Origin of the sequence: Streptomyces sp. NPDC127097, assembly GCF_042724075.1 — a bacterium.
Classification (GTDB): domain Bacteria; phylum Actinomycetota; class Actinomycetes; order Streptomycetales; family Streptomycetaceae; genus Streptomyces.
The window spans coordinates 146163-169592 of sequence record NZ_JBHXFI010000011.1 but is presented as its reverse complement, the minus strand read 5'-3'; the positions used below and the strand labels follow the sequence as shown (position 1 = coordinate 169592).

The 23430-nt window shown below is 71.1% G+C and carries 20 protein-coding genes; 7 read left to right on the top strand and 13 right to left on the bottom strand.

Translation table 11 applies throughout. The annotated features are described in order from the left end of the window. Window positions 1-20 precede the first annotated feature (20 nt). From pssA to ACFWJW_RS12235, 9 genes are all read right to left on the bottom strand, one after another. A complete protein-coding gene (pssA, locus tag ACFWJW_RS12275) occupies window positions 21-884 on the bottom strand; it encodes a CDP-diacylglycerol--serine O-phosphatidyltransferase (protein WP_387238594.1) in 864 nt (287 codons plus the stop codon). Next, on the bottom strand, window positions 871-1518 hold the full coding sequence (locus tag ACFWJW_RS12270) for a phosphatidylserine decarboxylase (protein ID WP_042161276.1): 648 nt from the start codon (window positions 1516-1518) through the stop codon (window positions 871-873). The genes pssA and ACFWJW_RS12270 overlap by 14 nt, the downstream gene beginning before the upstream one ends. Before the next feature lie 170 nt (window positions 1519-1688). Further along, complete coding sequence (locus tag ACFWJW_RS12265) at window positions 1689-2930, bottom strand: acyl-CoA dehydrogenase family protein (protein ID WP_387238590.1); 1242 nt, start codon at window positions 2928-2930, stop codon at window positions 1689-1691. A 2-nt stretch (window positions 2931-2932) separates the two neighbouring features. Continuing rightward, window positions 2933-3454 carry a MaoC family dehydratase gene (locus tag ACFWJW_RS12260; RefSeq protein WP_387238587.1) on the bottom strand — a complete coding sequence of 174 codons (522 nt, stop codon included), beginning with the start codon at window positions 3452-3454 and terminating at the stop codon, window positions 2933-2935. A 5-nt stretch (window positions 3455-3459) separates the two neighbouring features. Next, window positions 3460-4431 (bottom strand): HpcH/HpaI aldolase/citrate lyase family protein, encoded by a 972-nt coding sequence (locus tag ACFWJW_RS12255; protein WP_387238584.1) that lies wholly within the window; start codon window positions 4429-4431, stop codon window positions 3460-3462. Next, a complete protein-coding gene (locus ACFWJW_RS12250; protein ID WP_387238581.1) occupies window positions 4428-6473 on the bottom strand; it encodes a protein meaA in 2046 nt (681 codons plus the stop codon). Before ACFWJW_RS12250 ends, ACFWJW_RS12255 begins: the two co-directional genes overlap by 4 nt. A gap of 39 nt (window positions 6474-6512) precedes the next feature. Continuing rightward, complete coding sequence (ccrA, locus tag ACFWJW_RS12245) at window positions 6513-7850, bottom strand: crotonyl-CoA carboxylase/reductase (protein WP_386431615.1); 1338 nt, start codon at window positions 7848-7850, stop codon at window positions 6513-6515. Between the two features lie 562 nt (window positions 7851-8412). Then, window positions 8413-9213, bottom strand: coding sequence for a TetR family transcriptional regulator (locus tag ACFWJW_RS12240; protein WP_387238577.1), 801 nt, complete (start codon window positions 9211-9213; stop codon window positions 8413-8415). Window positions 9214-9349: 136 nt separating this feature from the next. Continuing rightward, window positions 9350-11170 carry a 3-hydroxyacyl-CoA dehydrogenase family protein gene (locus ACFWJW_RS12235; protein WP_387238574.1) on the bottom strand — a complete coding sequence of 607 codons (1821 nt, stop codon included), beginning with the start codon at window positions 11168-11170 and terminating at the stop codon, window positions 9350-9352. Window positions 11171-11556: 386 nt separating this feature from the next. Between ACFWJW_RS12235 and ACFWJW_RS12230 the strand changes: the two genes are divergently transcribed. Further along, window positions 11557-12231: a HEAT repeat domain-containing protein gene (locus ACFWJW_RS12230; protein WP_387238571.1), complete on the top strand. Its 675-nt coding sequence runs from the start codon at window positions 11557-11559 to the stop codon at window positions 12229-12231. Between the two features lie 2 nt (window positions 12232-12233). Here the strand turns inward: ACFWJW_RS12230 and ACFWJW_RS12225 are convergent, their stop codons facing one another. Next, a complete protein-coding gene (locus tag ACFWJW_RS12225; protein WP_387238612.1) occupies window positions 12234-12815 on the bottom strand; it encodes a GNAT family N-acetyltransferase in 582 nt (193 codons plus the stop codon). 278 nt (window positions 12816-13093) lie between these two features. Between ACFWJW_RS12225 and ACFWJW_RS12220 the strand changes: the two genes are divergently transcribed. Both ACFWJW_RS12220 and ACFWJW_RS12215 read left to right on the top strand, forming a co-directional pair. Then, entirely contained in the window at window positions 13094-13867 is a 774-nt protein-coding gene (locus ACFWJW_RS12220; protein WP_387238609.1) for an SDR family NAD(P)-dependent oxidoreductase, read from the top strand. Window positions 13868-13990: 123 nt separating this feature from the next. Then, complete coding sequence (locus tag ACFWJW_RS12215; protein ID WP_387238568.1) at window positions 13991-14350, top strand: MerR family transcriptional regulator; 360 nt, start codon at window positions 13991-13993, stop codon at window positions 14348-14350. A 14-nt stretch (window positions 14351-14364) separates the two neighbouring features. On the opposite strand, the gene ACFWJW_RS12210 is transcribed toward ACFWJW_RS12215, so the two are convergent. After that, entirely contained in the window at window positions 14365-15411 is a 1047-nt protein-coding gene (locus ACFWJW_RS12210; protein WP_387238565.1) for an Rv2578c family radical SAM protein, read from the bottom strand. A gap of 157 nt (window positions 15412-15568) precedes the next feature. On the opposite strand from ACFWJW_RS12210, the gene ACFWJW_RS12205 reads away from it, so the two are divergent. From ACFWJW_RS12205 to ACFWJW_RS12195, 3 genes are all read left to right on the top strand, one after another. After that, window positions 15569-16012, top strand: coding sequence for an SRPBCC family protein (locus tag ACFWJW_RS12205; RefSeq protein ID WP_387238562.1), 444 nt, complete (start codon window positions 15569-15571; stop codon window positions 16010-16012). A 253-nt stretch (window positions 16013-16265) separates the two neighbouring features. Continuing rightward, the gene (locus ACFWJW_RS12200; protein ID WP_387238559.1) at window positions 16266-18959 is read left to right on the top strand and encodes a DHA2 family efflux MFS transporter permease subunit; all 2694 of its coding nucleotides are present in this window, start codon (window positions 16266-16268) and stop codon (window positions 18957-18959) included. Window positions 18960-19079: 120 nt separating this feature from the next. Continuing rightward, the gene (locus tag ACFWJW_RS12195) at window positions 19080-20021 is read left to right on the top strand and encodes an alpha/beta fold hydrolase (protein WP_387238556.1); all 942 of its coding nucleotides are present in this window, start codon (window positions 19080-19082) and stop codon (window positions 20019-20021) included. Here the strand turns inward: ACFWJW_RS12195 and ACFWJW_RS12190 are convergent. Beyond that, on the bottom strand, window positions 20012-20857 hold the full coding sequence (locus ACFWJW_RS12190; RefSeq protein ID WP_387238554.1) for a class I SAM-dependent methyltransferase: 846 nt from the start codon (window positions 20855-20857) through the stop codon (window positions 20012-20014). The two genes, ACFWJW_RS12195 and ACFWJW_RS12190, sit on opposite strands and share 10 nt — an antisense overlap. A gap of 308 nt (window positions 20858-21165) precedes the next feature. On the opposite strand from ACFWJW_RS12190, the gene ACFWJW_RS12185 reads away from it, so the two are divergent. Next, entirely contained in the window at window positions 21166-22245 is a 1080-nt protein-coding gene (locus ACFWJW_RS12185) for a hypothetical protein (protein WP_387238551.1), read from the top strand. 85 nt (window positions 22246-22330) lie between these two features. Here ACFWJW_RS12185 and ACFWJW_RS12180 read toward each other — a convergent pair whose 3' ends face one another. Continuing rightward, complete coding sequence (locus ACFWJW_RS12180; protein ID WP_387238548.1) at window positions 22331-23206, bottom strand: serine hydrolase; 876 nt, start codon at window positions 23204-23206, stop codon at window positions 22331-22333. Window positions 23207-23430: the final 224 nt, after the last annotated feature.

Here is a 23430-nt window from a genome sequence, read left to right as displayed (position 1 = left end):
GGCCCGCGGCGTTTTCTGCGCTAGGGAAGCTGTGCGGCGCGGGACTCCGCGCGCGACTCACGGCGGTTGTCGCGGAAGGTGTTGACCCTCCGGGCCGTCGCGAACAGCGGGATCATCGCGCCCAGGACCACCTGAAGGGAGCAGCCGGTCTGGAGCAGCAGCTCACCGCCGGGGGCGTCCAGGGCCCAGGCGGCGAGCATGCCCATGCTGAGCACGATCCAGCTGAGCATCGCCACCGCGAGGCGGCCCCGCGGCTTGGGGTACTCGACCCGGCTCACCATCAGCCAGGCCACCCCGATGATCGCCAGCAGCGTCGGCAGGAACGGCAGCTCCAGCAGCACGATGGCGACGACGGTCAGGGCGCCGAACGGGCTCGGCATGCCCTGGAAGATGCCGTCACGCAGCGTGACACAGGAGAACCGCGCAAGCCGGAGCACCACCGCCAGCAGCACCACGACCGCGGCCACCAGGGACACCCGCTGGTGCGCGCTCTGGAGGGCGACCATGCCCCAGGTCACGACGAAGTACGCGGGCGCCAGTCCGAAGCTGATCAGGTCGGAGAGGTTGTCGAGCTCGGCCCCCATCGCCGAGGCCCGCAGCTTGCGCGCCACCAGCCCGTCGAAGAGGTCGAAGACCGACGCGAGCAGCATCAGGATCACGGCCATCGCGGCACTGTGCCGGGCCATCCCGCCGTCCTCGTTGCCCGTCAGATGCGGGATGAGGACCCCGGTGGTCGTGAAGTACACGGCCATGAAGCCGCAGATCGCGTTGCCGAGGGTGAGGGTGTCCGCTATTGACAGCCGCGTGGACAGCGGCATGTCGTCCTCGTCCTCATCGGTCTCGGGCGCCCAGCCGGCCTGTGTTTCGGGATCAATCACGGTCAAGGCGAGTCACCCCCGCGGTGGTGGCCTGGCCGACCTCGACCGCGGCCTCGACGCCCTCCGGGAGGTAGACGTCGACCCGCGAGCCGAAGCGGATCAGGCCGATCCGTTCACCCTGCTCCACCTTGGTGCCCTGGGGCACGTAGGGGACGATACGGCGGGCCACCGCGCCGGCGATCTGCACCATCTCGATGTCGCCGAGCTCGGTGTCGAAGTGCCAGACCACCCGCTCGTTGTTCTCGCTCTCCTTGTTGAACGCCGGAACGAATCCGCCGGGGATGTGCTCCACGGAGGTCACCGTGCCGGCCAGCGGCGCACGGTTGACGTGAACGTTCAGCGGGCTCATGAAGATCGCGACCCGGGTGCGTCCGTCCTTCCACGGCATGATGCTCTGCACCACGCCGTCGGCCGGAGAGATGACCCGGCCCTGAGCGATCTCCCGCTCGGGGTCGCGGAAGAACCACAGCATGCCCGCCGCCAGTGCGGTGGTGGGCACGGCAACGGCGGCCCAGCGACCCGACCGGCGAGACCGGGCGAGGCTGACCGCTGCCGTGGCAACGGTCGGCAGGAGCCACGGCGACGCTCCGCGCGCGAGGCGGACGCGACCGCGTTGTGCAGAGGATTGGCTGTGGGGCATGGATGACCTTCGTAGCGGAGGATGCCGCTTATGGACACGGGGGACGGCGGCTTTCCATGGATGCTATCGGTTACGAGCGGCAACTGGCCAAGAGCCAGAGCCAATCCGTGGCCGAAGAACGATGACGGGGTGTGATCTTCGTCTAGGACAGAGTGGTACAAACGGGGTGTTCACCCCTGGATCCGGTACTCCTCCAGTAGCCGTCGCCCAATGATCATTTTCTGGATCTCGGCGGTACCTTCACCGATCAGGAGCATGGGGGCCTCGCGGTAGAGGCGCTCGATCTCGTACTCCTTCGAGAAGCCGTAGCCACCGTGGATGCGGAACGCGTCCTCCACCACCTCCTTGCAGTACTCGGAGGCCAGGTACTTCGCCATGCCCGCTTCGAGGTCGTTTCGCTGGCCCGAGTCCTTTTTGCGAGCGGCGTTAACCATCATGGCATGGGCGGCTTCGACCTTTGTCGCCATTTCCGCCAGTTTGAACTGGATGGCCTGGTGCTGCGCGATCGGCTTGCCGAAGGTGTGCCGCTGCTGTGCGTACGAAACGCCCAGCTCGAAGGCGCGCTGGGCGACCCCGCAGCCGCGCGCGGCCACATTGACCCGGCCGACCTCGACGCCGTCCATCATGTGATAGAAGCCACGTCCGGTCTCGCCGCCGAGCACCCGGTCGGCCGGGATCCGCAGCCCGTCCATGATCAGCTCGGTGGTGTCGACACCCTTGTAGCCCATCTTGTCGATCTTGCCCGGAATCGTCAGGCCGGGGCGCACCTCACCGAAGCCGGCCTCCTTCTCCACGAGGAAGGTCGTCATCGACTTGTGCGGCGCGGTGCCTTCCGGGTGGCCCTCGTCCGTACGGCAGAGCACCGCGACGAGGGTGGACGAACCGCCGTTGGTGAGCCACATCTTCTGGCCGTTGAGGACGTAATCTCCCCCACTCTCAGCTCCGTTCGAGCGGGAGGTGCCCCCATCGTCCCGCACGCCCTTGGAAGAAATGGCCGAAACGTCCGAGCCCAGTGCGGGCTCCGACATCGAGAAGGCGCCCCGGATCTCACCGGCCGCCATCTTCGGGAGGAAGTAGTCCTTCTGCTCCTGCGTGCCGTGCTGCTTGAGCATGTACGCCACGATGAAGTGCGTATTGATGATGCCCGAGACACTCATCCAGCCGCGGGCGATCTCCTCCACGGTCAGCGCATAGGTGAGCAGGGACTCACCCAGACCGCCGTACTCCTCGGGGATCATCAGGCCGAACACACCGAGTTCCTTGAGGCCCTCGACGATCTGCGACGGGTATTCGTCGCGGTGCTCCAGCTCGGTGGCGACCGGCAGGATCTCCTTGTCCACGAAATCGCGGACGGTGGAGAGGATTTCCCGCTGAATGTCGGTCAGGCCCTCGGTCTGCGCGAGACGGGTCATGGCTACTTCTCCTTCTTGGCCGGGGCCACGAGCTCCGGGCGGCCGGGCTGCTCGCCGCCGCGCTCCTTGATGTACGTGGCCGTGGGGACCATGACCTTGCGCCGGAAGACGCAGACCAGGGTGCCGTCCTGCTTGTATCCCTTGGTCTCGACGTGCACGATGCCGCGGTCCGTCTTGGAGCGGGAGGGTGTCTTGTCGAGCACGGTCGTCTCGCCGTAGATCGTGTCGCCGTGGAAGGTGGGCGCCACGTGCTTCAGCGACTCGATCTCCAGATTGGCGATGGCCTTTCCGGAGACGTCGGGCACCGACATGCCCAGCAGCAGGGAGTAGATGTAGTTACCGACGACGACGTTCTTTCCGAAGTCGGTGGTCTGCTCGGCGTAGTTGCTGTCCATGTGCAGCGGGTGATGATTCATGGTGAGCAGACAGAAGAGGTGGTCGTCGTATTCCGTGACGGTTTTCCCCGGCCAGTGCTTGTACACATCGCCGACGGTGAACTCTTCATAGGTGCGGCCGAACTGCATCGCGCTTAAGCCTCCGGGGCCTCGAACTTGGATGTGCGGATCATGCCGGCGGCCCGGCCCTTGCCGGCGATGACCAGTGCCATCTTCCGGCTCGCCTCGTCGATCATTTCGTCGCCGAGCATCGCGGAACCCTTGGCTCCGCCCGCCGCCGAGGTGTGCCACTCGTAGGCGTCCAGAATCAGCTCCGCGTGGTCATAGTCCTCCTGGGAGGGCGAGAACACCTCGTTGGCGGCCTCGACCTGACCCGGGTGCAGCACCCATTTGCCGTCGAAACCGAGGGCGGCGGCGCGGCCGGCGACCTCGCGATAGCCGTCAACATTCTTGATCTGAAGGTACGGACCGTCGATGGCCTGGAGATCGTAGGTGCGTGCCGCCATCAGAATGCGCATCAGAATGTAGTGGTACGCATCCGCCCCATAGCCGGGCGGCTGCTCGCCGACCACCAGGGACTTCATGTTGATGGACGCCATGAAGTCGGCCGGGCCGAAGATGATGGTCTCCAGGCGCGGCGAGGCACCGGCGATCTCATCGACGTTCACCAGGCCCTTGGCGTTCTCGATCTGCGCCTCGATGCCGATCCTGCCGACCTCGAGGCCCATGGTCTTCTCGATCTGCGTCAGCAGCAGGTCCAGCGCCACGATCTGCTGGGCGTCCTGCACCTTCGGCAGCATGATGCAGTCGAGGTTCTGCCCCGCGCCCTCGACGACCGTGATGACGTCCCGGTACGTCCAGTGCGTGGTCCAGTCGTTGACCCGCACGACCCGTGTCTTGCCGGTCCAGTCGCCCTCGTTCAGCGCCTCGACGATGTGGTGCCGGGCGCCTTCCTTGGCGAGCGGGGCGCAGGCGTCCTCCAGGTCCAGGAAGACCTGGTCGGCCGGGAGGCCCTGGGCCTTCTCCAGAAAGCGCGGGTTGCTGCCGGGGACCGCGAGGCAGGAGCGGCGCGGCCGGCCGCCGGGCGGGCGGTTCGCCTGGGTCATGCGGGGACCTCCAGGGGGTCGAGCTGGTTCGCTTTCCGGATTTCGTCGACGATACGGCCGATGATCTCCGTAATACCGAAATCCTTGGGGGTGAAGACGGCCGCCACTCCGGCTTCCCGGAGCGCGGTGGCGTCGGCGGAGGGAATGATGCCGCCGACGATGACCGGTATAGGGGCATCTCCCGGGCCGTGAGGCCCAGGGGAAGCGTCGACGCCGGTGCGGCGCAGCCGGGCCAGGACGTCCGGCACCAGCTCGGCGTGCGAGCCGGACAGGATCGACAGCCCCACACAGTGCACGTCCTCGGCGACCGCGGCCGAGACGATCTGCTCCGGGGTGAGCCGGATGCCTTGGTAGATCACCTCGAAGCCGGCGTCCCGGGCCCGTACGGCGATCTGCTCGGCGCCGTTGCTGTGCCCGTCCAGGCCGGGCTTGCCGACCAGCAGCCGCAGCTTGCCGCTGCCGAGCTCGGCCGCGGTCTTGGCGACCTTCTCGCGGACCGCGGCGAGCGGGCTGCCCTCCTCGGCGGCGACCGCCAGGGGGGCGCTGGAGACGCCTGTAGGAGCCCGGAACTCGCCGAAGACGTCCCGCAGCGCCCAGGCCCACTCACCGGTCGTCACACCGGCACGTGCGCACTCCAGGGTGGCCGCGAAGAGGTTGCCGTCACCGGCCGCGGTCTTCTTGAGCGCCGACAGCGCGTCCTGCGCCCGGACCTCGTCGCGGTTGTCCCGCCACTGGTGCAGCGCCTGGACGACCCGCGCCTCGTTGGCCGGGTCGACGGTCATGATGGCCGTGTCGAGGTCCGCGGTGAGCGGGTTGGGCTCGGTGCCCTCGAAGCAGTTGACGCCGACGATCTTCTCCTCGCCGGCCTCGATCCGGGCCCGCCGCTCGGCGTGCGCGGAGACCAGCTGCGACTTGAGGTAGCCGGACTCCACCGCGGCCATCGCGCCGCCCATCTCCTGGATCCGCTCGATCTCCGCGAGGCATTCGGTGACCAGGGCGTCCACCTTGGCCTCGATGACATGCGAGCCGGCGAAGATGTCCTCGTACTCCAGCAGATCGCTCTCGTGCGCCAGGACCTGCTGGATACGCAGCGACCACTGCTGGTCCCAGGGGCGCGGCAGCCCCAACGCCTCGTTCCAGGCCGGGAGTTGCACCGCGCGGGCGCGGGCGTCCTTGGAGAGCGTGACGGCCAGCATCTCCAGGACGATCCGCTGGACGTTGTTCTCCGGCTGCGCCTCGGTCAGACCGAGCGAGTTGACCTGGACGCCGTAGCGGAACCGGCGCTGCTTCTCGTTCTCGATGCCGTAGCGCTCACGGGTGATCTTGTCCCAGATGCGGCCGAAGGCGCGCATCTTGCACATCTCCTCGATGAACCGGACACCGGCGTTCACGAAGAACGAGATACGGGCCACGACATCACCGAACTTCTCCGGCGGCACCTGCCCGGAGTCCCGCACCGCGTCCAGCACCGCGATGGCGGTGGACATCGCATAGGCGATCTCCTGGACCGGTGTGGCGCCCGCCTCCTGTAGGTGGTAGCTACAGATGTTGATCGGGTTCCACTTGGGGATGTGCGCCACCGTGTACGTGATCATGTCGGTGGTCAGCCGGAGCGAGGGGCCCGGCGGGAAGACATGCGTCCCGCGCGAGAGGTACTCCTTGACGATGTCGTTCTGCGTCGTCCCCGACAGCTTGGAGATGTCGGCGCCCTGCTCCTCGGCGACCACCTCGTACAGCGCCAGCAGCCACATGGCCGTCGCGTTGATGGTCATCGAGGTGTTCATCTGGTCCAGCGGGATGTCCTGGAACAGCCGTCGCATGTCACCGAGGTGGGACACGGGGACCCCGACCCGGCCGACCTCGCCGCGGGCGAGGACATGGTCGGGGTCGTAACCGGTCTGCGTCGGGAGGTCGAACGCGACCGACAGGCCGGTCTGGCCCTTGGCGAGGTTGCGACGGTACAGCTCGTTGGACGCCTCGGCGGTGGAGTGGCCGGCGTACGTCCGCATCAGCCACGGACGATCCTTCTGACGCTCAGTCATATCAGGCCCGTATCTTCGTGGTCCGCAGTCCGAGTTGCCTCAGACGTTCCGGAACCGGTTGATGGCGTCGAGGTGCTTGGCGCGCATTTCTTCGTCGCGCACGCCCATCCCCTCCTCGGGGGCCAGTGCCAGCACGCCGACCTTGCCCTGGTGGAGGTTGCGGTGCACGTCGTACGCCGCCTGCCCGGTCTCCTCGAGGGTGTACGTCTTCGACAGCGTCGGGTGGATCTTGCCCTTGGCGATCAGGCGGTTGGCCTCCCACGCCTCGCGGTAGTTGGCGAAGTGCGAGCCGACGATCCGCTTCAGCGACATCCACAGGTAGCGGTTGTCGTACTCGTGGTTGTAGCCCGAGGTGGAGGCGCAGGTGACGATGGTGCCGCCCTTGCGCGTGACGTACACCGAGGCGCCGAAGGTCTCCCGGCCGGGGTGCTCGAAGACGATGTCCACGTCCTCGCCGCCGGTCAGCTCGCGGATGCGCTTGCCGAAGCGCTTCCACTCCTTGGGGTCCTGGGTCTGCTCGTCCTTCCAGAACTTGTAGCCCTCGGCGTTGCGGTCGATGATCGCCTCGGCGCCCATCTTCCGGCAGATCTCCGCCTTCTGGTCGGAGGAGACCACACAGATCGGGTTGGCGCCGCCGGCCAGCGCGAACTGGGTGGCGTACGAGCCGAGTCCGCCGCTGGCGCCCCAGATCAGGACGTTGTCGCCCTGCTTCATCGCCGCGCCGTTCTGCGAGACGAGCTGGCGGTAGGCGGTGGAGTTGACCAGACCGGGCGACGCCGCCTCCTCCCAGCTCAGGTGCTTCGGCTTGGGCATCAGCTGGTTCGACTTGACCAGCGCGATCTCGGCCAGGCCGCCGAAGTTGGTCTCGAAGCCCCAGATCCGCTGCTCGGGGTCGAGCATGGTGTCGTTGTGGCCGTCGGAGGACTCCAGCTCGACGGACAGACAGTGCGCGACGACCTCGTCGCCGGGGCCCCAGGCGTTGACACCGGGGCCGGTGCGCAGGACCACGCCGGCCAGGTCGGAGCCGATGACGTGGTACGGCAGGTCGTGCCGCTTGGTGAGCGGGGAGAGCCTGCCGTAGCGCTCCAGGAACCCGAAGGTCGACACCGGCTCGAAGATCGAGGTCCACACGGAGTTGTAGTTCACGGAGGAGGCCATGACGGCCACCAGCGCCTCGCCCGGGCCCAGCTCGGGCACCGGCACCTCGTCGACGTGCAGTGACTTGCGGGGGTCCTTCACCTTGCTTTCGAGGCCGGCGAACATCTCGGCCTCGTCCTTGTGCACGGTCACCGCGCGGTAGGACTCGGGGATGGTCAGGCCGGCGAAGTCGGCGCTGGTGGTGTCAGGCGCGAGGATTGCGTCCAGGATTTCGTTCACGGGGTGCCTCCGGCGGTTGGGGCCTCCCCGGCTCGACCGCGGTGGAGAGCTCGGGGAACCGTTGAGGGAACGGTTGGGGGGAACGTCGGGGGTGGTGCGGAGGTGGTGCCGTCGGTTCGGCCGGGGTGGCGCCGTTGCCGTCGCCTCTGCGCGGATCGCAGAGCCGTCGGCCGCGGTGCCGTGGCAGCGCTGGGTGAGCGCGGTGCCCAGCGGCTGCTGGGAAGTGCCTGTGACGCAGGCGTCCGGGCGGACAGCCGCATAGGGCTGGTGGGACAGCCGGCGCGCGTGGGTTCTCAGCACGCCGGCCGCCCGGACACTCTCAACGTATGACACCGCGTGCCAGGCGACAAGACACTGAGTGCCAAGAATTTCTCTCAGATGTCATCTCGTCGGCACGCATGAGCAAAAGAGGGCCGATGGGAAGCCTGGAGGTGACGCAAAGGAAAGGGAGATGTGCGGAGCGTGAGCAGTCGGGGCGTTACGCCATCCGGGTCGCGGCCCGGTCGGCTCATGGGCGCCGGGCCGCGCTCGGGTGCTGCTCCGGCCGGAAGGCCGTCAGCCGTTACTTCCGCTCTTTGATCGCCTTGCGGATGGTGCGCATGACCTCGTCCAGCGGGGCGTCCGTACGGGCCACCGCGACCAGCACCTCACCCTCCCGGGAGACGGAGGCCGGCGGGGTCTCCTCGCCGCCGGGGCGGCCCGCGCCGATACCGGCGCCGAAGGTCTCCCGGACGATCTCGAAGGCATGGTCGAGCTGGGCCTCGACATCGCCCTGGGCGTCGGCCCGCAGCCAGCGCCGCAGCACGTGGTTGTGCGCGGTGACCACGGCGGAGGCCGCGACCTCGGCGAGCAGCGGATCGTCGTCGCCCTCGCGGTGCGCGCCCTCGTCGAAGTGGCCCAGGAGGTAGCGGGTGAACAGTCGCTCGTAGCGGGCCACCGAGGCGATCTCGGCCTCGCGCAGTGTCGGGACCTCACGGGTCAGGCGGTAACGGGCCACCGACACGGCCGGGGAGGCCGCGTACATCCGCATGACCTCCTTGATGCCGCGGCAGACCGTGTCGAGCGGGTTCTCGTGCGGCGGGGCGGCGTCCAGGACGGCCTCCGCGCGGACCAGGGTGTCGTCGTGGTCGGGGAAGATCGCCTCTTCCTTGGAGCGGAAGTGGCGGAAGAAGGTACGCCGGGCGACGCCCGCAGCGGCCGCGATCTCGTCGACCGTCGTCGCCTCATAGCCCTTGGTCGCGAACAGCTCCATCGCCGCAGCCGACAATTCACGGCGCATCTTGAGCCGTTGCGCGGCCGCTCGGCGGGTTCCGGGAGTGGCGGCGTCGGGGTCGGAGGGCTGCGTACGAGCGGGCTGGGACATGTGGGGACGGTACTGCATATTTACGCGACCTGCGGCATGAGGTGCCACCTCCGCCCCGGTGAGCGGGGGTGGACCGCCGTCGGGTTCCAGCAGTCCACCCCATCCTCCCCCCGCCGGGCGGGGGTGCCGCCACGCGTCAGCGCCGGGCGTACTCACGGAAGCCGCGGCCGGTCTTGCGGCCGAGGCAGCCGGCGGCGACGAGGTGCTCCAGCAGCGGCGCCGGGGCCAGCCCGGGGTCGCGGAACTCGGCGTGCAGCACCTTCTCGATGGCCAGGGACACGTCCAGGCCGACCACGTCGAGGAGTTCGAACGGGCCCATCGGGTAGCCGCCGCCGAGCTTCATGGCGGCGTCGATGTCGTCCAGGGTCGCGTAGTGCTCCTCGACCATCTTGATCGCGTTGTTCAAGTACGGGAACAGCAGCGCGTTCACGATGAATCCGGCCCGGTCGCCGCAGTCCACGGGGTGCTTGCGGACCTTGGCGCAGACCGCCCGCACGGTGGCGTGGACATCGTCGGCCGTCAGGACCGTACGGACCACCTCGACCAGCTTCATGGCCGGCGCCGGGTTGAAGAAGTGCATCCCGATGACGTCCTGCGGGCGCGAGGTGGCGCGGGCGCAGGCCACGACCGGCAGCGACGAGGTGGTGGTGGCCAGGACGGCGCCCGGCTTGCAGACCTTGTCCAGCGTCCTGAACAGCTCCTGCTTGACCGCCAGATCCTCGGCCACCGCCTCGACCGCGAGGTCCACATCGGCGAACGCGTCCAGCGACCCGGCCGGGGTGATCGCCGCCAGCGCGGCATCCCGGGCCTCGCCGGTCATCCGGCCCTTGTCCACCGAGCGGCCCAGCGACTTGGCGATCCGGGCCTTCGCCTTCTCGGCCTTCTCCAGGCTGCGGGCCGCCAGCACGACCTTGTAGCCCGCCTTGGCGAAGACCTCGGCGATACCGCTGGCCATCGTCCCGGAACCGGCCACGCCGACGCCGGAGACCGTACGCCCGGCGGCGCCCTCGTCGGTGGCCGCGGGGCTCTCCGCGTCCGGCACGACCGTCGCGCTGCCCGGGGCGTCGTACGTGTAGAAGCCGCGGCCCGCCTTGCGGCCGGTCAGCCCCGCCTCGGCCAGCTGGCCCAGGACCGGCGCGGGAGCGTGCAGCCGGTCCTGGGACTCGGCGTACATCGCCTCCAGGACCGTACGGGCGGTGTCCACCCCGATCAGGTCCAGCAGCGCCAGCGGGCCCATGGGCAGCCCGCAGCCGAGCTTCATGGCGGCGTCGATGTCCTCGCGGGTGGCGTACTTGGCCTCGTACATCGCCGCGGCCTGGTTCAGATAGCCGAACAGCAGGCCGTCCGCGACGAAGCCGGGGCGGTCACCCACTGCGATCGGGTCCTTGCCCAGGTCGCGGGCGAGCTCCGTGACGGCCGCGATCGCGGTCGGCGCGGTGAGCACCGAGGAGACCACCTCGACCAGCTTCATGGCCGGCGCGGGGTTGAAGAAGTGCACACCGAGCACCCGCTCGGGGCGCTGCGAATCCGCGGCCAGCCGGGTCACGGACAGCGCGTTGGTGCCGGTGGCCAGGATGGTGTCCGGCCGGACCACCGCGTCCAGATCGGCGAAGACCTGCCGCTTGAGCTGGTAGTCCTCGGGCACGACCTCGATGACGAGATCGGCGTCCGCGGCGGCCTGGAGATCGGTGAAGGTACGGAACCGGGCCAGGGCGTCCTGGCGCTCGCGCTCCGTGAGCCGCTCGCGCTGCACGGCGCGGGCGGTCGCGGCTTCGAGGGCGGAGACGGCACGGCGGGCCGCGGCTTCGTCGGTGTCGATACCGATGACCTCGCGGCCGGCCCGGGTCAGCACCTCGGCGATACCGGTGCCCATGGTGCCCAGACCGACGATGGCGACGGTGGAAAGGGACGGCGAAGAGGCTTGAGTTGAGAGATCTGGGGTGGACTGAGGGCCCATCGCGAGACTCCTGAGGGTGTTCCCCTGAAAGGCAGGGGAGAAGTGACGACTGAGGGTGTCCGCGGACGCGAGGCATGTGATCGCAGCGGCCGAACAGCGGCGGAGAGCCGCGAGGAGCCGCAGCGCCATGGCAGCGCCGGCGGGGTGGGAGACGCGGCGAGAGCCCTGTCCCGGGGCCTTGCCGTGTGCTCCGTACTGTGTCGTGCTGTGCCGAACCGACTTCACTCTGTGGCGGCTGCGTCACCAGGCCGCCCGAGCAGTGGTGCTGCTCGTTCCAGCAGGTTAACCGGTGAGTAACCAGAGCGCCAGGGGTAGCAGGGGTCACTAGGCTGTGGCGCAGGCCACGTCGCGGGAACCGGGGCGGCCCGGCGGGAGGGGAACGGCAAATGGAAGAGGAATTCCACGAGTTGACCGACCGGGTGCGGGCCGAACTCCGCTCCCCACAGGATCTGGTCGCCTACGAGCGGTTGCTCGGGCTGGCCCGCAAGAACACCCCGGCCGGACGCGAGGAACTGGCCCGGATGCTGGTCGCCGTCGAACGTCCGCTGTGGGCCCGGGAGATCGCCGCCTTCGTCCTCGGCTGCGCCGGCGACAAGCGGGCCTTCGAGACGCTGGTGCTGTTACTGAACTACCGCGAGCCGGTGCGCTGCGCCACCGCCGCGCATGCGCTGGGCCGGCTCGGCGACCCCCGCACCGCCCGCGCCGCGGCCGCGCTCGCCACCAACCCGCTGCGCACCGCCTACGCCCTGCACCCGGTCCGGCTGCTCGCCGAGCTCCGCGCCCCGCAGTCCGTCCCCGCGCTGATCGCGACCCTGGAGCGGCTGCTGACCCCGCACAACCCCTACTGGCGGGTGGCACTCGCCTGCGTGGAGGGCCTCGGCGCCCTCGGCGACCGCCGCGCCGTCCCCGCCCTCACCGCCGCCGTCACCCACCCCCGCCTGGCGGCCGCCGCGGCGGCGTCCCTGGCGCGACTGGGGGTGCATGAGGATGTGCGGGCGGGGGAGGGCGCGGCGTCGAAGGGCGCGGCCTCGGGGGGCGGGGGCGAGGCGGATACGCCCTAGGGTCAGGGCCGGTCGTCGGAGTCCCGTCGTTGGCCCGTAGGGCGGTCGCTGCCCTCATGGGCCAGCGACCGCCGATAGCGCAGTTCCGGGACGCTGCTGCCGCCCACGTCGTAGGACTCCTCGGCGCCGTCCGGGGCGAAACCGGCCCGTTCGTAGAAGCGCCGGGCGCGGGTGTTGCCGCGGACGACCCACAGGTACAGCGTGTGGAAGCCGTGGGTCCGGGCGCGGGTGGTGCCGGCGGTCAGCAAGGTGCGGCCGATGCCGGTGCCGATCAGGGCGGGGGTGACGTAGAGGGCGAGCAGTTCGCCGGCGGTCGGGCGGGGGGCCGGCAACTCCGTGGCTCCTGGGGCGATATCGGGGTCGCGGGCCGGGCCGACGCACGCCCAGCCGACGACCTCGCCGTTCCGCTCGGCCACCAGGTCCGAGACCTCCGGTGACCGGCGTGCGAACCACGAGCGCCGCCGCTCGGCATCCGCCGCCACGCTCAGCGCGTCCAGATACGCCTGCGGCATCAGCCCGCGGTAGGCCGTCTGCCAGCCGTGGACCCGCACCGCGGAGACCGCTTCGATATCGGCCTCGGTCATCTCCCGTATCCGTACGGGGCGGAGCGGCTGGGTGGGGGTGCGTGCGGAAGTCCTCTCGGTCCCGTCCATGCCGGAGAGGTTAGGGCCTGGCCCCAGGGGGCTCTCAAGGGGAATTCCGCGGACGGGAGGCCGGGAGCCGCTTGACCTTGTCCCAGGCGTCAGGGTTCGAGACTCGCGGCATGGAACAGGCAAGGAACTCCGGGACGTACGGGTCCGGAACGCACCGGTCCGGGACGTACGGGTACGAGGCGTACGGGTCCGGAACGCACCGTCGGGTGGTGATCGTCACCGGCGCGGGGACCGGCATCGGGCGGGCCACCGCCCATGCCTTCGCGGCGGAAGGGGCGCGGGTGCTGGCGGTGGGGCGCCGGCCCGGCCCGCTGGCGGAGACGGCGGCGGGCGTCGGCTCCGGGGGCGGCTCCGAAGGCGGCGCAGCGGGCGGCTTCGAGGGCGGCGAGATCGTGCCGTACGCCGCCGATATCACCGCGGACGGGGTGCCCGAGGAGCTCGTCGGTCACGCGGTCGAGACGTTCGGCCGGCTGGATGTGCTGGTCAACAATGCCGCGGTGGTGGGCAGCGGCGCGCTGGGCAGCTTCACCAAGGAGGGGATGGATCCGCTGCTGGCGACGAACCTTGTCGCGCCGGTACTGCTGAGCCAGGCGGCCGTTCCTCATCTGGAGCGGACCGGCGGGGTGGTGGTCAACATCAGCACCTCGGTCGGGCAGCGGGGCTGGCCGGGCAACGCGGTCTACGCCGCGACGAAGACCGGCCTCGAACTCCTCACCCGTAGTTGGGCGGTGGAGCTGGCCCCGCGCGGCGTACGGGTCGTCGCGGTCGCGCCCGGGGCGATCGAGACCCCGATCGCCCGGCATCAGGGGTGGCCCCCGGAGCGGCGGAAGGCCCTACGGGAGTGGCAGATCGCGCACACGCCCCTGGGGCGGGTGGGCGGTCCGGAGGAGGTGGCCTGGGCCGTCACCCGGCTCGCCGCGCCGGAGGCGTCGTTCGTGACCGGGGTGGTCCTCCCGGTCGACGGGGGAGCGGTGGTCGGCTGAGCAGCGGTGGGGACGGCTGACGGGCGAGGTGGGGTCGGCTGACGGGCGAGGTGGCGTCCGGGGTGGGGCCGGGCGGCCCTGCCCCACCCTGGTAGAAACGGTGCCGGACGGGGAGGTGAGCCGGTGCGGATCGGGGAGCTGGCGCAGGTCACGGGGGCGTCGCCGCGGGCGCTGCGCAACTACGAGCGCGAGGGGCTGATCGCCTCGGAGCGGATGGCGAACGGCTATCGCGTCTACGACGAGCGCGCGGCCGTACGGGTCCGCAATATCCTCCACCTCCTGGCGGCCGGGCTCACGCTCGCCGATGTCCGCTGCTTCGCGCCCTGTCTGGACGGCGATATGACCAGCGCCGCGCCGTCACCCGAGGGGCTGCGCATCGCCCGGGCACGGCTCACCGTCATCGAGGAGCGGATCGCCGCCCAGACCGCGGTCCGCGACCGGCTGGCGCGGGCCCTGGAGTCGGTGCCGGTCACCCCTGTCTGAGGGCTGCGGCAGGGTCATATCAGGGTCAACTGGGTGGGTTCCGCCGGGCGGTGGGCCTCGTCGCCGGGGCTTCCGGCCGGTGCGGGAGCGGCGTCCTGCGGCGGGATCCGGCGGGCCTCGCCGGGCCGGGCGGGCCCGATGCCGTACTCCGCGGCGAGTTCATGGACCTGGCGGGTGATCCGGCGCTGGTACCACTTGGGGGCGTAGGCGCCGTCCGCGTACATCGTCGTGTAGCGCCGCACCAGATGCGGGTGGTGCTGCCCCAGCCACGCCATGAACCATTCGCGGGCGCCGGGCCGCAGATGCAGCACCAGCGGGGTCACGGACCCGGCGCCGGCCTCCGCGATCGCCCGGACCGTGGCCCGCAGCTGGTCCGGTGCGTCCCCGAGGAACGGGATCACCGGCGCCATCAGCACCCCGCACGGGATGCCGTGCGCGGTGAGCGTGCGCACCACGTCCAGCCGGCGGTCCGGGGCGGGGGTGCCGGGCTCGACCGTGCGCCACAGCTCGCGGTCCAGGAAGCCGACGGAGACCGAGATGCCGATGTCGGTGACCTCGGCGGCCTGCTGGAGCAGCGGCAGATCGCGCAGGATGAGCGTGCCCTTGGTGAGGATCGAGAACGGGTTGGCGTGATCGCGCAGGGCCTCGATGATGCCGGGCATCAGGCGGTAGCGGCCCTCGGCGCGCTGATAGCAGTCGACGTTGGTGCCCATCGCTATGTGGTCACCGCGCCAGCGGCGCCCGGCCAGCTCGCGGCGCAGCAGCTCGGGGGCGTTGACCTTCACCACGATCTGCGAGTCGAAGCCCTGCCCGGTGTCCAGGTCGAGATAGCTGTGCGTCTTACGGGCGAAACAGTAGACGCAGGCGTGGCTACAGCCCCGATAGGGATTCACCGTCCATTCGAACGGCATCCGGGAGGCGCCCGGGACGCGGTTCACGATCGAGCGGGCGCGCACCTCGTGGAAGGTGATCCCGCGGAACTCGGGGCTGTCGATCGTCCGGCTGACGACATCCGTGCCGAACAGCGCGGACGGGCTTTCGCCGAGATTGTCCCAGCGCATCGGGCCTCCTTCTGGATCCTGCCGAGCCCCCGTTCGTCATAATAGAACACATGTTCCCTTCCGGCTCGGCGGCCCTGAATTTGGGCGCGTCGCCGAGGGGTGGTTGGCTTGGCGGCGCATCGCAGGACCGGCAGCCGAGTACTGGAGGAAGACACACATGGGGCAGGTCGAGGCCATCACGCAGCGCGAGATCGCGGCGGATCCGGAGGACGTGTTCGACGCGCTCGCCGACTACTCCGGCACGCGTCCGCAGCTGCTGCCCGAGCACTTCAGCGAGTACGAGGTCCGCGAGGGCGGCGACGGCAAGGGCACCCTCGTCCACTGGAAGCTCCAGGCCACGAGCAAGCGGGTGCGCGACTGTCTGCTGGAGGTCGACGAGCCGACCGACGGCCAGCTCGTGGAGAAGGACCGCAACTCCTCGATGGCGACCACCTGGGTCGTCACCCCGGCCGGTGAGCGGCGCGCCAAGGTCGTCGTCACCACCACCTGGCAGGGCGCCGGCGGTATCGGCGGCTTCTTCGAGCGGACCTTCGCCCCCAAGGGGCTCGGCCGGATCTACGACACCCTGCTGGCCAACCTCGCGGCCCACGTGGAGAAGTGAGCGGCAGTCACTTCCGTCACCCGGCATGCATGCCGTCACACTCACCGGTTCGGGTGGTTTCCGCTGAACCGAAGTGTGCGGCCCGCCGGAGCACTTCGGTACGGAAAGCCCTGATGGGAGCCCAATAGGCGCCACGGGCAACGTACTTGACGTCCGGTCCCGCCCCGCCCGCACCCCCTTTGCCGCGCTTGAACCGTGTTGTCGCCCAATGCGAGAACTTGGGCGGCAACAGGCGTGACGAGGGGAGCAGCACGTGGGCGGGACCACCCTGGGCGAGCGGGTCGAGCGAACCGATCCGCCCGTATCCGGTGCGGCAACGGGACCGGCTCCGGGACCGGCACCGGAGCCGGCTCCGGCTCCGCATCGAGCTCCGGCTCCGCATCGAGCTCCGGCTCCGTCTTCCGCCGCGAAGTCGGCCCCCGCCGCGAAGCCGGCTCCCGCGCCGAGCCCGGCTCCGGCCACGAGTGCCGGGCCCGTGGCGCGCGCCCCCGGTGCGCCGGTGCCGGTCGGCCCCCGCCGCAGCCGTCTGGTCCTCGCCGGCCTGCTGCCGGCGCTGCTGCTCGCGGCCCTCGGCCAGACCGTCGTCGCCACCGCGCTCCCGGAGATCGCCGGTGAGCTGCACGGTACGGACGCGATGCCCTGGGCCGTGACCTCCTCCTACCTGCTCGCCTCGGCCCTCGGGCTGCCGCTCCACGGCAGGCTCGGCGACCGCTTCGGCCGGAAGCCCGTCGTCCTCTTCGCCCTCCTCGTCTTCACCGCCGGCTCGGCGCTGGCCGGCTGGTCCCGCTCCATGGACGAACTGGTCGCCTTCCGGGCCGTCCAGGGCATGGGCGGCGGCGGGCTGATCATCGGCGTCCAGGCGCTCATCGCCGACGTCGTGCCGCCACGGGCCCGCGGCCGCGCCATGGGCCTGATCGCTGCCGTCTTCGGTCTCGTCTGCGCCGCCGGGCCGCTGATCGGCGGCTTCTGTGCCGACCATGCCTCCTGGCGCTGGTGCTTCTACCTCAATGTCCCGTTCGGTGCGCTGACGTTCCTGGTCGTCGCCTGTGCGCTGAAGCTGCCCCGGCCCGCGCGGCGGGGCAGGCCGGACCTCGCCGGGGCGCTGCTGCTCGCCGCGTTCGCCACCTGCCTGGTGCTGCTGACGAGTTGGGGCGGTACCACCTACGCCTGGGACTCCCGGGTCGTCCTCGGTCTCGGCGCCGGTGCGCTCGGCACCGCCCTGCTGTTCCTGGCGGTGGAGTACTTCGCCGCCGAACCGCTGATCCCGCTGCGGCTGTTCCGCCACACGGTCTTCCATGTCACCGGCCTGACCGGCGCCACCGTCGGCCTCGCGCTCTTCGGCGCCGCCGGCTGTCTGCCGGCCTTCCTCCAGCCGGCCGGCGGCACCACGGCGACCGAGTCCGGGCTGCTGGTGCTGCCCCTGACGGGCGGCATCGTGATCGCCGCCCTCGTCTCCGGCCAACTCATCAGCCGCACCGGCCACTTCAGGTCCTTCCCGGTCCTGGGATGTGCGATGGCCGCGGTGGGGATGTGGCAGCTGTCGCGGATGCAGCAGGACACCGGGCGGGAGGACTTCAGCCTCTGGACGGGCCTTCTGGGCCTCGGGATCGGCGGTGTCCTGCCGGTGCTGGTGCTCGCCGTGCGGAACTCCGCACCCGCCGCCGACCTGCGCACCGCCTCCGGTGCCCAGCACTGCTTCCGGCGGCTCGGCGGCAGCGTCGGCGCGGCCCTCTTCGGCGCCCTGCTCGCCGACCGGCTGGCCCGCCGGCTCGCCGACCGGCCGCCGGCGTCGGCGCAGCTGCCCGGTCCGGAGCCGATCACCCCGCAACTGCTGCGTGTGCTGCCCGCCTCGCTGCGCGACAGCGCTCTCGCCGCGCACGCGGACGCCATGCCAAGGATCTTCCTCTACCTCGTGCCGGTGCTCGTCCTGGGCCTCGTGCTCGCCCTCTTCCTGAAAGCGAAACCCCTGGTGTCCCACGCCCCTCACGCTCCGCAGGCCACGCCGTCCCCGCAGATGCCGTACGGCGACCCGGCCGACCCCGCCGCCGTACCGCAGGCGCGTACCGCACCGGACCCGGCCGCCGTCAACTCCCGGGACTCCGGCACCTCTTATGCCCGTGCGCACAGCTACGCCGCCAACGGACACGCGACCAAGGGACACGCCGCCCCTGGCCACGCCGCCGCCATGGCCGGACTCCCGGTCTGCGGCACCGTCCAGCACCACGACGGGAGCATCGTGCCGCGCGCCGCGCTCACCCTCATCGATGTCGCCGGCCGGCAGATCGGCCGCGGTGCCACCGGAGAGGACGGCCGGTATGCGCTGAGCACACCGGGTGCCGGCTCCTATGTGCTGATCGCGGCGGCGGGCGGCCATCAGCCGCAGGCGGTCACCGTCACCGTCGGCGAGCGGCCGGTCGAGCTGGATGTCGTGCTCGGCGGCGCGGGCCGGCTCGCGGGCACCGTCACCACCGGCGACGGCACCCCCGTACGCGATGCCATGGTCACCCTCACCGACGTACGCGGCGAGGTCGTCGCCACCACCCGCAGCGGGCGCGAAGGCGGCTATGTCATCGGGGAGTTGGTGGCCGGTGAGTACACCCTGGCGTCCAGCGCCCCGGCGTTCCGCCCCGCCGCGCTGCCGGTGACCGTGCAGGCTGCCCGGGAGACCCGCCAGGACATCGAGCTCGCCGGTGGTGCGGTGCTGCGCGGGACCGTACGGGCCGGCGGCGGGCGCCCCGTCGAGGACGCCAGGGTCACCCTGCTGGACGCGGCCGGGAATGTCGTCGACACCGCGACCACCGGGCCCGACGGGCTGTTCCGCTTCGTGGATCTGTCGGCCGGCGAGTACACGGTCATCGCCGCCGGATACCCGCCGGTGGCCACCGTCCTCCAGGTCGCCGGCGGCGGCCGCACCGAACGCGACCTCCAGCTGGGGCACGAGGACTGAACGGACGGCCGAACGGTCGCATTTGACGCTTCGTCATATACGCCTGCCATTTGGGGAGATGGGGTGCGGATGCGGCCCCCGTTGGCCCGGCGGCAGGCGCGGCCGTGATGGGATGGCCGGATGACGGAGATCAGCTTTCCGGAGCCCCGCATCGGAACCGAATGGGCCCGGCGGCACATCGGGGCGTTCCGTGACCCGGCGGCGTTCGAGCGGTTCGCGGCGGTGTACCGGGAGGCGATGGACGGGCTGCCCGAGCCCGATGAGCAGCGGACCGTGGACACCTCGTACGGGACGGTGCGGGTGTACCGGTTCGGCTCGGGGGGCGGCGTGCCGCTCGTCCTGATGCCGGGACGGCAGTCATGCACCCCGTTGTGGCGGACGAATCTGCCCGGGCTGATGGGGAGCGGACGCCCCGTATACGCCGTCGACGGGCTCGGGGAGCCGGGCTGTAGCGTGCAGTCGGCGCCGATGACGTCCGGTGCCGATCAGGCGGCCTGGGTCGACGAGATGCTCGCCCGGCTCGCACTGCCCCGGGCGCATGTGCTGGGGGTGTCGATCGGGGGCTGGCTGGCGGTGCAGGTCGCGCTGCACCGTCCGGAGCGGATCGCGTCGGTGATCGCACTGGATCCGGCGAACACCTTCGCGCCGCTGAGCTGGAAGATGATCGTGGTCTCGCTGGGCAGCGTCCTCCCCGGGATGCCGGAGGGGCTGCGCAACCGGCTGCTGGGCTGGATCTCCGGCGGGATCGACAACGCCTCGGAGCACATCGAGGGCCGGCTGATCGCCTCCGGTATGCGGGACTTCAAGGTCAGCTTCCCGGCCCCGGCCCTGCCCGGTGCGGACGAGCTGCGCTCGATCGGCGTCCCCGTGCTCGCCCTGATCGGGGGGAAGAGCATCGTGCATGACGCCGGGAAGGCCGCGGCCCGCGCCCGCACCCTGCGCGACAGCACCGTGGAGATCTGGCCGGACGCCTCCCACGCGATCAACGGGGAGTACCCGGAGCGGCTCGCGGAACGGGTGCACGCCTTTCTCGACGGGGTGCCCGAGCACCGTCAGGGCTGACCCGTAAGGGAGGCCGGGGCCGCACCGAATCGCAGCCGGGTGATGAGCGGGCGGTCGGTGCGGAGCAGGGGTACGGCCGCGGCGCGCGGAGCGAGAAAGCCGAGGAAGCCGCGGCCCGCGGGGAGCGGCACCTCGGACACCTCGCTGATGGCCGGATGGACCTGCCGCAGCCGGTCCCGGTCGGCCGCGTCCATGCCCCAGGGCATCGGGGGCAGCCGAGGGCCACCCGGCCCCTTCGCGCGGGTGCGGGCGCTGAACCGCCGCGAGACGGTGTCGAACACCATCGTGCCGCCGGGGAACGCACCGGCGCAGGCGGCGATCAGCCGGGTCACCTGGGCGGGCTGGAGATACATCAGCAGCCCCTGAGCGGTCACCAGGACACCGCGCGAGGGATCGATGCCCGCCATCCACTGGCCGTCGCGGGCGTCGCAGGCCACCAGGTGCTGCCGCTCCCCGTGGGGCAGCAGGCGCCGGCGCAGCGCCAACGGGTCGTCCAGATCGACGGTGACCCACTGGGTCCGGCCGTTGTCCACCCGCCAGAACTGGGTCTCCAGTCCCTCGCCGAGCGCGACCACGGTGCCGTCCGGATGGTCGGCGAGAAACGCGCGCACCACACCGTCGAACCCGAGGGCCCGCAGGGCGAGGGCCTGCGCCAGCCAGGGCCGGGCGGCGCCCAGCCGCTCCTGGAAGGGGAAGTCGATCTCGGTGACGAGCTGTACGGCGCGTGGATCGGGCAGCACCGTGTCCGGGCGGGCGGCCTCGGCGGCACGGTGATGGAGCGTCCACAACGCCGTTTCGGGAACGCCCGCGAGGTCTGCCTTGACGCGGCCTGGCACCGAGTTCCTCCCAGAGTGCGGTGTGGGGTGGTGAGCCGGCGGAGCGGATGCCGGACGGACCACCGGATGCGCGGTCTCGCTCATGCGGCGTTGATATCCCGGTCCCGTCCCGTACGGGGCCGTTCGGGGGGCCGGTCACCCGGGGGAGTGCAAAGTCGTACCGCCCCGTCGGACGGCGGCGGTCGCCGGGCGGGGCCGGATGCGTACGGTGCGCCCCGCCCACGCACCGTACGCAGGCGGCGCGTAGGGTTTTCCGCCGCGGGTTCCCCGGGTGAATCCGTCGTGGAATCAAGGGGGTTGGGGGAGTCGTGGCGGCAGCGGGGTGGCGGCGGCGGGTGCCGAGCGGGCGGGTGGTGGCCGTCCTCGTGGTGGTCCTGGTGGTGCTCGCGGGCGGGGGGTACGCGGCGAAGCCGCTGTGGCAGCCATGGTGGTACGCGACGCAGGTGTGCGCGGGGCTGCTCTCGACGGGCGACCTGGCGGACGTACTCCCCGCCGAGCAGCTGAAGGCCGGCAAGGAAGCGGCGGATCTCGCCCACGGCCGGATGAGCTGCGGGGTGGACACGCCGGACGATCACTTCGCGTTGCTGGCGGACGTCGATTCCGACCCGGACGAGGTGGACCGCCGGCTCAACGGCGAGTTCGCCATCCCCACCACGCCGGGGTTCGTCTTCCCCGCGGGAATCCCGGGCTTCCAGGGCCAACTGGGGCACTACATCGTGCAGGAGTGCCCGGATCTGCGACGGGACTCCCTCGGCCGCAAACGGCGGCTGGTCACCCGGGTGATCGGCAAGTGGGACGAGAAGCACGGCACCCCCGCCACCCTGCGGATCGCGGTCGCGCTCGCCAACGGCGCCTCGGAGCAGGCCGGTTGCGGTGCGCCGAAGCTGCCGTTGCCGCAGCGGGCGGTGCTGCGTCCGACGCCCGTGCCGCCGGCGAAGGGCGGCGCCGGCTGCGGCTGGCTGGCCCGTGCCCGGCTCCCCGAGAACCCTACGGGTAAGCCCTGGCGGGTCGTCCCGCGCGCCGACCCGCATGCGGCGATCACCCACTGCGCACTGATGGACGGCACGAGCGGGTTCCCGTATGCCGAGTTCAGCGGCTGGTACGGAGACTGGACGGACGAGTCCTTCAAGACCCTGGTCACCGCCAATGTCTCGCTGCCGCCCGACTTCCCGGACGGCGGCCAGGCGATGAGCGAGGACTTCGGCATCGCCGCCGCCCGCTGCGACGGCGAGTCCGCCCACTACCTGGCGAGGAGCGCACCGGACCGGCGGCACGCGGGGCGTGAACTGCGGCCGCTGCTGGTCGCGTTCGCCCGGGACCAGGCCGAGCGCCGCGGCTGCGGCCACCTGGCGCTGCCGGGGAAGCGGATCTTCCCGAGCAGGGGATGACGGAGCTGGTCTTCCGCCGCCTATGGGCAGGCGTGCGCCGGCCGCCGCGTACACCGGCACCCGCCCGACGCCGCCGGGCCGGAGATCAGTGCGTCAGATCGCGGTGGATGACCCGGGCGGCGCGCTCGACGGTGGCCACGCCGTCGTCCATGGTGTGGCTGCCGGTGGAGAGGACGGCCATGCCGTAGTCGTTCCCGCCGCCGTTGAAGGTGCCGACGCTGTTCACCCGCCAGCCGTCGGTCTTGCGCGGCAGCCAGCCGTTCTTGACGTGCACGGAGGCGCCGCCGGGGGCGCCCGCGGGGACACCCCAGCGCTGGTCCGGGACGACCCGGTGCATCAGGTCGAGGGCGTAGCCGCGGGAGGCGCCGGTGAGCACCCGGTTGTCCGTGGTGAGCAGCTCCATCAGCTTGAGCTGGTCGCCGGCGGTGATCTGGGTGAGACCCCAGGCACCGTGCGTGCCGGGGACGGTGTGCCGCATCCCGGCCAGTGACAGGAAGTGCTGGACGCCGGCCGGGCGGACCCGGCGCCAGAGCGCGGTGGTCGCGTCGTTGTCCGACTTGGTGATCATGGCGGTGGTCAGCCGCACCTCGTGCGGGGTCAGCTTGCGGTGCGTCTCCTCCGCCTGCCGCAGCAGGGCTCCGAGCACCGTGACCTTCACCACACTCGCCGAGTCGAAGTGGGCGCCGGCCTTGAACTCGCAGTGGGTCCGGGTGCGCCGGTCGTAGACCGCCAGCGCCGAGGCGCCCTCCCGCCCGTGGAGGGCGTCGGCGATGTCCTGGGACAGCGCGGGCGCCAGGCCCGGCTGCTTCGAGGTGCACACGACCTTGGAGCCGCCCACCGGCGTGCTGGCGGAGCCGGCCGCGGCCGGGGTCGCCGTGGTGAGTACCGCGAGCAGCGATCCGGCAGCCACGACCGCGGCCAGCCCGCGGCGCGCGCAGGTCGATATGCGTGATCCGTGCATGGAGGTGGTGTCCTGTCCCGCTGTGTATCGGAGGCTGCGCCGTCGGGCGGCCGGCCTCGTGCGACCGGCGCTGCCGGGTCACCGCGGCCGTGCGGCCGGCCGGTGTCCCGCTTCATGGGTCACGGCGACGATACGTGGCGGGGGTGGGGGCACCCCGGGCGAGATGGGTAGTTTGTCCGTATTTGGGGGGTGGGCTGGAGTGTGAGATTCGCCAAAATCACGGG

Coding starts and splice junctions, on each gene's coding strand:
- ACFWJW_RS12270 (WP_042161276.1), bottom strand. CDS start 1,518: ATGCCCCACAGCCAATCCTCTGCACAACGCGGTCGCGTCCGCCTCGCG.
- ACFWJW_RS12265 (WP_387238590.1), bottom strand. CDS start 2,930: ATGACCCGTCTCGCGCAGACCGAGGGCCTGACCGACATTCAGCGGGAA.
- ACFWJW_RS12260 (WP_387238587.1), bottom strand. CDS start 3,454: ATGCAGTTCGGCCGCACCTATGAAGAGTTCACCGTCGGCGATGTGTAC.
- ACFWJW_RS12255 (WP_387238584.1), bottom strand. CDS start 4,431: ATGACCCAGGCGAACCGCCCGCCCGGCGGCCGGCCGCGCCGCTCCTGC.
- ACFWJW_RS12250 (WP_387238581.1), bottom strand. CDS start 6,473: ATGACTGAGCGTCAGAAGGATCGTCCGTGGCTGATGCGGACGTACGCC.
- ACFWJW_RS12240 (WP_387238577.1), bottom strand. CDS start 9,213: ATGTCCCAGCCCGCTCGTACGCAGCCCTCCGACCCCGACGCCGCCACT.
- ACFWJW_RS12235 (WP_387238574.1), bottom strand. CDS start 11,170: ATGGGCCCTCAGTCCACCCCAGATCTCTCAACTCAAGCCTCTTCGCCG.
- ACFWJW_RS12230 (WP_387238571.1), top strand. CDS start 11,557: ATGGAAGAGGAATTCCACGAGTTGACCGACCGGGTGCGGGCCGAACTC.
- ACFWJW_RS12225 (WP_387238612.1), bottom strand. CDS start 12,815: ATGACCGAGGCCGATATCGAAGCGGTCTCCGCGGTGCGGGTCCACGGC.
- ACFWJW_RS12210 (WP_387238565.1), bottom strand. CDS start 15,411: ATGCGCTGGGACAATCTCGGCGAAAGCCCGTCCGCGCTGTTCGGCACG.
- ACFWJW_RS12205 (WP_387238562.1), top strand. CDS start 15,569: ATGGGGCAGGTCGAGGCCATCACGCAGCGCGAGATCGCGGCGGATCCG.
- ACFWJW_RS12195 (WP_387238556.1), top strand. CDS start 19,080: ATGACGGAGATCAGCTTTCCGGAGCCCCGCATCGGAACCGAATGGGCC.
- ACFWJW_RS12180 (WP_387238548.1), bottom strand. CDS start 23,206: ATGCACGGATCACGCATATCGACCTGCGCGCGCCGCGGGCTGGCCGCG.